A 4,816-nucleotide genomic window follows, 5' to 3' on the forward strand; every position below is an offset into this window, starting at 1 on the left:
TTTCATGATTTATTGACATATTCGATCACAGGTCATAGAGCCTTTCCTGACACCAGAAATCCTTAGCGTGCAGATTTGTCCGAATTCTGCGTTTCCCCCTAAAAAATGTCGTTTTTGGATAAGATTTGAATACGGCAAATAAATGCTTGAGGTAATTGTCTGAATCAAAAACATTCTTAGGTTGATTATCATTCATAGTATTATTCAATTCTTCAGAGCCATTAGGGTGGGCACTGCCCACCAGCTAGATTTCAGACATAATCTATTCGACAATTGTACCTACCTACTTATGCAATGTTCGATCGCTCAACTATCCAATCGTCCCTTACTCTAACCAACGCGGATGCCAACCCGCCAACGGCAATCGCTCGGCAGTAACTGGCGTAGTCAGTTCGCGGATATTCGGTGGAATCGGTAAGATCCACAAAATCCCATTGCTATTCCCTTGCACAATCTGATTCGTACTCTCACCTTTGTCGGCTTGATCGAACATTACTGCCAATCCATCTGGTGACAAACTCATCTGAATGCCCTGCTGAATCGGTAACAAAGTCATCGATAATATCTTTTGAGTTTTGATATCGATCGCGGTCAAAAAAGGTTCCTCATAGCTGTTATTTCCCTTGGTTTTGAGTTCGGTCGCCAGACAATAAATGATATCTTTGGCCGGTGAAAACTTCGCATCCCACAGTGAGCCATTAGTTTTGAAAATTTGCTGCTCGCTGCCCAGATTGTTAACGATTACTAATGACTTTGTATAGTCGCTATTGTATTTCACCATCGCCACAGCACTACCATCGTTGGCAAAGCTGAGCACATTCCCAAATTTGGGTAGGAAGTCGAGATTGTTGTTGCCCTCAGTTGCGGCAATTGGAAAAATTGAGACCCCTTCTCCCACCGCAGCAGCAATTTGGCTACTGTCGGGAGTAATGACAAAATCGCCACTTTGTTTGAGTGGGCGAGGCGGAGCCGATTTGTCGAGGGGGACTACCCACAGCGCAAAATCACTGGGCTTTTTGCGATTGACACGTTGCGCGACGACGGTTTTACCATCAGGAGCAAGATCGAATTTGACGTTTTGATAGTCCTGATTATTGAGGATGAGTTCGAGTTTTCCTGGTGGCGTGAATTGGCCGTCACTATTCCGAGGGGCAATCCCCGTACTCACGCTATAAACTTGCTGAGAGGCGATCGCTGGTTGACCATTTTGGAGTGTTCTAATATCGCTAGCCGTGAAGACAATTTTTTGACTATGACGATCGACTTTGAAATCAGTAACGACTAAATTTTCGGGACTAAGTACGAGCGGTTTTTGAGTTTTGAAATTGTAAATAACAATCCGACCGCGCTCTGTTTTGCTGCTACTAATGTACGCAAACATCCGATCGGGTGTCCGAAACTGCCCGCGAAATGGCACGATTTCTTTGCCAGTTTTGGTGCCGATCGCCTCGCGCGCCCCTTGCAAATCGACTTGATAGGTATGACCATAGGGAGCGGGATGTGCGAGTGTATAAGCCAATTTAGACCCCGCCCAACTGATTTTCCCAGGTAGTTTGGGGACGATTTTGAGTTGTTGTTCGACAGCGGCGCGATCGATCGGGCGGTTGAAAGTCAGGGTAAAGGCGATATCTTCAGCACTAACACTGCGATTTTGCCAACTAAAATCGCGAATCTGCGGCAATGTGCGATCGCCGCTCCAGATTAAGATCGCGATCGCGACTGCCAAGACAGCCATGACAGTGATGGCGAGGCGATCGAGTGGTTGGGGTGGGGTTTGAGTGGTCACGAGGAAATTGGGAGCGGGGAGTGGGGCGAGGGGGGGACTGTGAGCTAGAGAATTGTTCCAAAATCCAGCCACTATTCACTATTCACTATTCACTATTCACTATTCCTGATAAGGATTTTTCGGTGCAGGAATGGATTTGAGATCGGTAGCTGTGATCACGAGTTGACGAGTACCGGAGATTGTTTCAACGCTGGCTTTGCCTTTGACTTGGAGCCAGCTATCTTGGGGATAGGTTTGGCGATCGCCGGTAAATTTGATCGGCAGTGAGATGGGGTAAGCGTCAGCAGCACAACAGGTAATCACAAATCGCGATAGCAGCAGATAGTTGGCTGGTAGTTCTTTGGGATAAATAACAAACCCGTTGATGTTGGCGGTTTGACCGAGATAGGCATCGGGTTCGGGATAGTTAGCCAGGGTGCGTTTCCAATCTACCAGGGTGCGGGATTCGGGTTTGGTGTTGGTTTTAAAGGCTTTGGCTTGGCTGCGGGTGACGGTGACAGCTTCGGCGGAGACACCCCGTTGGATGGCGGCATTGCTGGTAAATAGTTTGGGGGTAATAATCAAGCCGGCGATCGCGGTACCCAATAGTAACATCGAGGCGGCACCTGTCGGTAGCAGACTACTGTGCTGTTCGGTGGCGGTGGCGATGTTACCGCGATAGAGTCGCCAGCTCTGCCATAAACCGATCGTCAGCAAACAGGCACCAGTGACGGTAACGAGGAGATAATAACTGGGGTGGATCAAAATGTACAGGGTACCGTCGATCGCATATTTGAGCAGTAAAATTCCCCAGGTCGTCACAGCCAGAATATCTAACCAGGACTTACGCAAGTTGGATCGATCGGTGGGTGGTTTAACTGACATGGAAGTTCACGAACAGGGTGAATAAAAATGTTAATTGAGTCGCGATCGCAAATAAATAAAAGATCGCTTTGGGCTTAAAAATCGAGAGCATCAAGCCGATACTTTTGAGGTCGAACATCGGCCCAAATACCAAGAAGGCGAGTAAGGAACCGCTGGTAAATGTTGCCGCAAATGAGAGGGCAAAAAAAGCATCCACCGTCGAACAAATCGAAATCGAACCAGCGATAATCATCATCACCACGATCGACAAAATTGGCCCTTGTCCCAGGCTGACGATCAGTTCGCGCGGGGTCAGGGTTTGGATTGCGGCGGCGACAGCACTACCGAGTACCAATACGCCTCCCAGTTCTCGGAGTTCTTGCATGACATTATCCAGCACTAAATTAATCTTAGCGCGGAGCGATCTTGTGGGTGGTTGCAGCAGATCTTGAGTCATCTTCAGCGGTGCCTCACCCGCGCCACCGAGCATAAAGTCACCGCCATCGAGCAGACTATAACCAGTACTAACTTTTGGTTGGGCGCGAATTGTACCTAGCGAGATCGCGGGTTGTAAGATCGGTTTGAGATCGGTTTGAGTGCTAAAAATACAGCCAATAATGGTGGCAATTAGTAGTGTAAATACCACCCGCAAAACCACGATTTCCGGCCGATCGTGAAAAGCAATCCACGTAGACCAAATCACGATCGGATTGACTGTCGGTGCGGCAATCAAAAACCCGATCGCCACTGGCAGCGGCAACCCCTGCATAATCAATCGCCGCGCCACGGGGACATTGCCACACTCACATACTGGCAACAAAAAACCGATACAACTACCCGCAAATGCCCCCAATACGGGATGTTTGGGCATCCGTGCCATCAACCAGCGTTCGTCGATAAAAATCATGAGGATGCTCGATAACAGCACTCCTAGTAACAGGAACGGGATTGCCTCTACCAGCAGGCTCAAAAAGAGGGTAAACGCATTATTAAGCTGTTCCATCTCGATCGGGGGATTTATTGATTTACTTATGACTCGCGATCGATCCTAGCATCACCACGATCTATTCCTGACAGATCTAGACAGGCTCGACCCGATCGAGATTTGATGAGGTCGCCGCGATCTTTCTTTGGATCTAATTTCAGTCAGTGTCTCCTAAAGGATAGACTACGCGATATGTGCTCCGTTCGAGTACCCCTGTCAACTGTCAACCGTCAACTGTCAACTTGAACTTGGGTAGATATAGTTCTAATAATCCTGGTGGCGGGAGGATCTCAATCCGCCGATTGGCGAGATCGACAACTGGCACGATTTCTTTGACAAAAGGAATCATCGCTGCTGCGGTGCCATCTTCACCAGCCGATCCATCTACCACTAAAATCTCATGTCCAGCCGTAAAAATATCGACCACATTGCCGATGGCTTGCCCCGTCACCTGATGAAAGACGGGCAAACCGATCAAATCCTGACTGTGATACTCGCCTGGTGAGAGTTTGGGTCGATCGTGTGTGGGGAGTAATAACATTTGTCCTCGCAAACTTTCGGCTTGAGATCGATCGCCAATACCCTCTAGTTGGACGACATATAAGCCTTTACCAGGGATTTCATAGCCTTTTTGGAGTTGGATCGATCGCGGTTGGAGATCGTGAGTGCCCCACAACCACCGTTCGCCCGCCCGCTCGAACCGTTCGGGGAAATCTGAGTTGGGATACACCTTCACCTCGCCCTTAATCCCCTGTGCGCCAACGATCGAGCCGATTTCCATCCAGCCATCTGGGGGTACTAATTGCTTCCCTGTCGAAACCTTTGGTGCATTGGGCGGTGAATTAGTCATGGATCGATTCTGGAGGAAGAGCAGAGCGATCTTTATGTTAAACCACAAAGTTCATTCGTGAGAGTATTCGGAGATCGAGCCAGTTGAGAAACTGTCCATTGTGACGCTCGATCGAGATTTTTGCAGTTTAGGATTGAGATATCGACACACCAAATCATTTCATCATTAACTAAGTACGGGAGCAAAGAACATGCAACAGATTGGCACTCAAAAAGATAGTAATGCGTGGATTTTTCAAACTTGGGTATCCTTTGTCCTCTCGGTGGGAATGACGACTACTGGCGTGATTTATCTACCTGTGGATTTGTGGGTCAAAGGTTTTGTGGGGATGGGATTGGGCTTTTCGATCGCT

General features: G+C 48.3%; 5 protein-coding genes. 1 reads left to right on the forward strand and 4 read right to left on the reverse strand.

The features are described 5' to 3' along the window. Window positions 1-325 precede the first annotated feature (325 nt). The 4 genes from RMO27_RS09050 to rimM form a co-directional block, all read right to left on the reverse strand. Window positions 326-1,786: a hypothetical protein gene (locus RMO27_RS09050; protein ID WP_309731540.1), complete on the reverse strand. Its 1,461-nt coding sequence runs from the start codon at window positions 1,784-1,786 to the stop codon at window positions 326-328. A gap of 99 nt (window positions 1,787-1,885) precedes the next feature. Then, complete coding sequence (locus tag RMO27_RS09055) at window positions 1,886-2,650, reverse strand: TIGR03943 family putative permease subunit (protein ID WP_309731542.1); 765 nt, start codon at window positions 2,648-2,650, stop codon at window positions 1,886-1,888. Next, window positions 2,640-3,632: a permease gene (locus RMO27_RS09060; protein WP_309731544.1), complete on the reverse strand. Its 993-nt coding sequence runs from the start codon at window positions 3,630-3,632 to the stop codon at window positions 2,640-2,642. Before RMO27_RS09060 ends, RMO27_RS09055 begins: the two co-directional genes overlap by 11 nt. A gap of 205 nt (window positions 3,633-3,837) precedes the next feature. Beyond that, on the reverse strand, window positions 3,838-4,464 hold the full coding sequence (gene rimM / locus RMO27_RS09065; protein WP_396133649.1) for a ribosome maturation factor RimM: 627 nt from the start codon (window positions 4,462-4,464) through the stop codon (window positions 3,838-3,840). A gap of 190 nt (window positions 4,465-4,654) precedes the next feature. Between rimM and RMO27_RS09070 the strand changes: the two genes are divergently transcribed. Further along, the coding region (locus RMO27_RS09070) for a YiaA/YiaB family inner membrane protein (protein WP_309731548.1) at window positions 4,655-4,816 on the forward strand (162 nt) is incomplete at its 3' end.

Origin of the sequence: Chamaesiphon sp. OTE_75_metabat_556 (assembly GCF_031378165.1) — a bacterium.
GTDB lineage: Bacteria > Cyanobacteriota > Cyanobacteriia > Cyanobacteriales > Chamaesiphonaceae > Chamaesiphon.